The 4,589-nt window shown below is 75.6% G+C and carries 4 protein-coding genes; 1 reads left to right on the forward strand and 3 read right to left on the reverse strand.

Translation table 11 applies throughout. The features are described from left to right. The 3 genes from lanKC to KS423_RS39085 all read right to left on the reverse strand — a co-directional run. Positions 1 to 1,754, reverse strand: a 1,754-nt coding sequence (gene lanKC, locus KS423_RS39075; RefSeq protein WP_224284482.1) for a class III lanthionine synthetase LanKC, incomplete at its 3' end; no start/stop codon positions are given. Between the two features lie 79 nt (positions 1,755 to 1,833). Continuing rightward, a complete protein-coding gene (locus tag KS423_RS39080; RefSeq protein ID WP_224284483.1) occupies positions 1,834 to 3,054 on the reverse strand; it encodes an MFS transporter in 1,221 nt (406 codons plus the stop codon). A 156-nt stretch (positions 3,055 to 3,210) separates the two neighbouring features. Then, positions 3,211 to 3,387, reverse strand: a complete 177-nt coding sequence (locus KS423_RS39085) for a hypothetical protein (protein ID WP_224284484.1) — start codon at positions 3,385 to 3,387, stop codon at positions 3,211 to 3,213. Between the two features lie 337 nt (positions 3,388 to 3,724). Here KS423_RS39085 and KS423_RS39090 point away from each other — a divergent pair. Continuing rightward, positions 3,725 to 4,589: adenylate/guanylate cyclase domain-containing protein (locus KS423_RS39090; protein ID WP_224284485.1), on the forward strand; the 865-nt coding region annotated here is incomplete at its 3' end.

A 4,589-nucleotide genomic window follows, 5' to 3' on the forward strand; every position in this document is an offset into this window, starting at 1 on the left:
TCCGCCCGGCCGATCCGGGCCAGCACCAGCGCGATGCCGAGCGGCCCGTCGTACAGCCCCCCGGTGCCCGGGCGGTCCGCCCGCCGGCGCACCGCGGCGACCAGCCAGTCCGCGTACTCCTGCGGCCAGTCGGCCCCGGCACGGTGCAGCGCGTACAGCACCCCGGCCGCGCCGTGCGCCACGCCCGTACCGCCGTCGGCGAAGCCGGCCACGTCCCCGGGGAAGAGCCGGTCCGGCCGGTCCGGGGTGGCGCCGGCGTGGATGCCCGCGATCAGCTCCCGGCGCACCGGGCCCAGCGAGGGCCCGTCCAGCAGCTCCCGCCCGCGCCGCTCGCTCGCCGACTCCACCAGTGCCACGGCTCCGGGCCGCACCGGCCCCTCCTCCTCGCCCAGTCCGAACCACTCGCGTGCCCGCCGCTCCAGCGCCGGGAGCTTGCCCGGGTCGCAGTCGGCCAGTTCCAGCACCGGCATCAGCAGCATCAGCCAGGTGACCCACAGCAGGTACCGGTCGGCGTCGGCGCCGTCCAGCCCGGGCGGGATGCGCGGTCCGGCCGCGCCGGCCACCGGCACCCGCCGGTCGTCCAGCTCGGCCGCGTACTCGAAGTCCACCAGCACCACGGACCCGTCGGGCCGGAGCACCACATTGGCCGGGTGCAGGTCCCCGAACCGCACGCCCCGCTCGTGCAGGGCACCGAGCGCCTCCTCCAGCCCCGCCACCACCCCGCCCACCCAGTGCGCGTACTCGGCGCGCTGCTCCGCGGTGCAGTTCTGGTGCACCAGCGGGTAGCGCCGGATCGCCTCGTCGAACAGCTGGACGCCCTCGATGTGCTCCTGCACCAGGAAGGTGTGCTCCCAGACCGTGCGCACCTCGTGCAGCCGGGGCACGCACCCCAGCCCGGCCAGCCGTTCCAGCGCCCACTGCTCGCGCCGCAGCCGGGTCAACGCGTCCGCCCCGGCACGGTCCAGCCCGGCGTACGGGCGGGCCTCGCGCAGCACCACCCGCTCGCCGGTGCCGTGCCCCTCGGCCAGGTAGATCCCGCCGGCGTTGGAGAACCGGAGCACCTCGACGATGTGGTATGGCAGGTGCCCGCCGGCCGCCTGCCGGGCTGCCAGGTACGGGCGCAGCGCCGCAGGCGGCTCGACCCACCCGGGCAGCCGGAACACCGGCTCGCGCGAGTCCGGCACCAGCGTGCCGGAGGGGTCCCGCAGGGCCGGGACGGGCTGTCCGGCCCCGTCCTGGCACCACAGCTCGACGAAGGCCCCGTAGCGGGCGTACACCGGCGCGTTGCCGATCCGCAGGTCGGTGAGCACGTACGGTCCGGGGAAGCCGTCCAGCGCCTCGGCCAACTCCTCGGCCAGAGCGAGGAATTCGCCCTCCGTGGCCGGGTAGACGGTGACGAACTTGCCGCTGCTGCCGCGCCCCGCGGACTTGCCGTTCGCCACCCGCAGCGCCGCCGGGCTGCGCAGGAACTTGAACGCCACCCGCCGGGCGACGCAGATCCGCGCGACGGCGGCCAGCGTCCGCTCTGCGCCGTCCGCCGTCGCCGACACGTGCAGTTTCCAGCCCTGTTCCGGCAGCCGGGAGCCGTCGGGCCGCAGCACCGTCCACAGCCCGCGCTGCTCACGCCGCCAGCCCTCGGGCGGCTCGCCGAGGCCCAGCGGGTAGCGGCTCTCCCCGTCCCGCAGCCGTCCCGGGGTGTCGTAGTACGTCGGGTCGGCGAGGCAGTACAGCTGGATCTCGCGGGCGCCGGCCATGGCGCACCTCCTCTTCCGGGAACGGGCGGTGTTCAGACGGCGCGGTGTTCAGACGGCGGGGTGTCAGACGGCGCGGTGTTCAGACGGCGGGGCTCAGCACCGGTCCGCGCCGGACCGGCGGCGCCCAGGTGACCACGGCCGCGCAGAGCGCGATGGCCAGGGCCAGCAGGGCGAAGGTCCGGGTGCCGCCGAACGAGCCGAGCAGGGTGCCGCCGACCAGCGGGCCGAACGGCTGGACCAGCGTGGACAGGAAGCCGGCCGCGCTCTGCACCCGGCCGACCCGGTCGGGCGGCGCGGCGACCAGCATCCCGGAGACGAAGCCGATGCTGGCGACGGTGGACAGGCACATGCAGGCCGCGCAGAGCAGCCCGATCAGCAGCGGAATCCGGGTCAGCACCAGCACCCCGGCGGTGAGCGCGCAGGCCCAGCAGGCGAGCGCGACCAGGCTGCCGTCCCGGGCCCGGGCACCGAGTCTCGGGGCGAGCAACGCGCCGGCCAGGGCGCCGGCCGCGGTGCAGGAGACGACCGTGCCACCGCCGATGCCGGAGTGGCCGCCGTCGGAGGCGACGGCCAGGGTGGCGAACATCAGCGCGCTGAACGCGAAGTTCATCCCGAGGCCGAAGATCAGCAGCAGGGTGCGCAGGTAGGGCTGGTGCCAGACGAAGGCCAGTCCGGCGGTCAGCTCGGCCCGACTGAACACCGGTCCGCTCGCCGTGGCGGGCAGCGAGCGGGTCCGCATCAGCGCCACGCAGATCGTGGACAGCAGCAGGCCGACGCCCTCGGCGAGGAACGGCAGTACCGGGTGCCAGGCGAACAGCGCCCCACCACCGAGCGGTCCGATCAGCCGGGCGGCGGCGCCGCGCGCCTGCATCCGGGAGGAGGCCTCGCGGGCCTGCCCGGTGGGCACCACCGCGCGCAGCAGGGCGCCGGCGGCGGGCCCGTAGACGCTGGAGATCAGCGCCCCGGCGGCGGCGACCAGCAGGACCAACGGCAGCGGGGTGTACCCGCACAGCACGGCGACGACCAGGGCGCTGACCGCGAGCAGGCTGAAGACGTCGCAGATCCGCAGCAGCCGGCGCCGCTCGATCCGGTCTGCGAGCACCCCGCCGGGCAGCGTGGTGAGCAGCAGCGCACCGACCGAGACGGTGCCGATGGCGCCCGCCCCGACGGCCGAGCCGGTCTCCCGCAGGACCAGCAACGGCAGAGCGATCGAGGCGAGTTGGGAGCCGAGCGAGGCCAGCAGGCCGCCGGCCCAGAGCAGCCGGAAGTCCCGGTTGCGGGCGAGCGGGGTGGGTTCCATGGCCGTCCTCCGTGGTCGGCGGGGGCATCCGAGGGGGTGCGGATCGGGCCGGGGCGGTCCCGTCACGACGGGACCGCCCCGGAAGCCTTGCGATGGCCGGCGGCCGGGGGCGGTGGTGCGTCCGCCCCCGTGCACGGCCCGGCGTCCGGACTCCGCTCAGGCGGTGGTCTCGGTGCCCCTGACGTAGCTGATCAGGCTGAAGCAGCTGCCGTCGGAGGCCTCGCTCAGGACCTTCATCGACTGGAGGTCCAGGATGTTGGCGGCGTGCGCCTCGACCTCCGGGGTCTCCTCGCCGTTCTCGCCGACGTTCTGCTGCTCCATGTTCTCGGCCATGGTCGAACTCCCTTCCGCATGGGGGTGGTCAGGGCTCCGGCGAGCGGCTGCCCGCCGTTGCCCACCATGCTGCGGAGGGCCGGCTGCGCCCGGCTTCGGGGCCGGTTGGGGGCCGGTATGTCCGCAGGCCGGCGCGGCTGCGCCGGCCTGCGGGGCCCCTGGCCGGCCCTCCCGGGAGGCCCCCTCGCCCGCTCCACCTGCGGCCATACCGTTCGCCGGGCGTTCTCCGACCGGGCCCGAAGCCGTGGCCGCAACCCTGGCCCGGAACGCCCGCGCACACCCGTTCCGCTCCGCCGCGCACGCCCGCACAGCGAAGGACGACCGAAGGACGGCCACCATGCCCTGCCCACTCTGCGCCCAGCTCGTCGGCACCAACGACCAGTTCTGCCCCTCCTGCGGCGCCCCCCGCAGCGCCGCCCTCGACCTGGCCGCCGAGGAGCGCAAGCTGGTCACGGTGGTCTTCTGCGACCTGGTCGACTCCACCGCCCTGTCCGGCGCACTCGACCCGGAGACCCTACGCGAGGTGATCCTGCGCTACTTCGAGCGGATGCACCGCCGGATCGAGGCGCACGGCGGCACCCTGGAGAAGTTCATCGGGGACGCCGTGATGGCCGTCTTCGGCGTCCCGGTGATCCGCGAGGACGACGCCCACCGGGCGCTGGCCGCCGCGCTCGCCATGCTGGAGGACCTGGAGGACCTCAACACCGAGCTGGACGCCACCCTCGGGGTCCGCCTGGACGTCCGGATCGGCGTCAACACCGGCCAGGTGGTGGCGGGTTCGGACGCCTCCGCGCGCCAGGCGCTGATCTCCGGCGAGACCGTGAACATCGCCGCCCGGCTGCAGACCCAGGCCGCGCCCGGCCAGGTGCTGATCGGCCCGCAGACGTTGCGCGCGGCCGGCCCGGCCGCCCAGGTGGACGAGGTCGGCCCGCTGCACCTCAAGGGCAAGGCCGAACCGGTCACCGCCTACCGCCTGCTCGGCCTGGACGAGGACGACCCGGAGCTGCTGCGCCGCTTCGACGTCCCGCTGGTCGGCCGGGAGCGCGAACTGGCCCAGCTGGACGCCGCGTTGGCCCGGGTGGCGGGCGGCCAGGGGGCCGAGCTGCTGCTGGTGGCCGGCGAGGCGGGCATCGGCAAGACCCGGCTGGTGCGTGAGTGGCGCGAGCGGGTCGGCCGGCGCACCGCGCGCTGCGGCACCGCCC

Source organism: Streptomyces sp. LS1784, assembly GCF_020103755.1.
Taxonomy (GTDB): domain Bacteria; phylum Actinomycetota; class Actinomycetes; order Streptomycetales; family Streptomycetaceae; genus Kitasatospora.

Coding starts and splice junctions, on each gene's coding strand:
- KS423_RS39080 (WP_224284483.1), bottom strand. CDS start 3,054: ATGGAACCCACCCCGCTCGCCCGCAACCGGGACTTCCGGCTGCTCTGG.
- KS423_RS39085 (WP_224284484.1), bottom strand. CDS start 3,387: ATGGCCGAGAACATGGAGCAGCAGAACGTCGGCGAGAACGGCGAGGAG.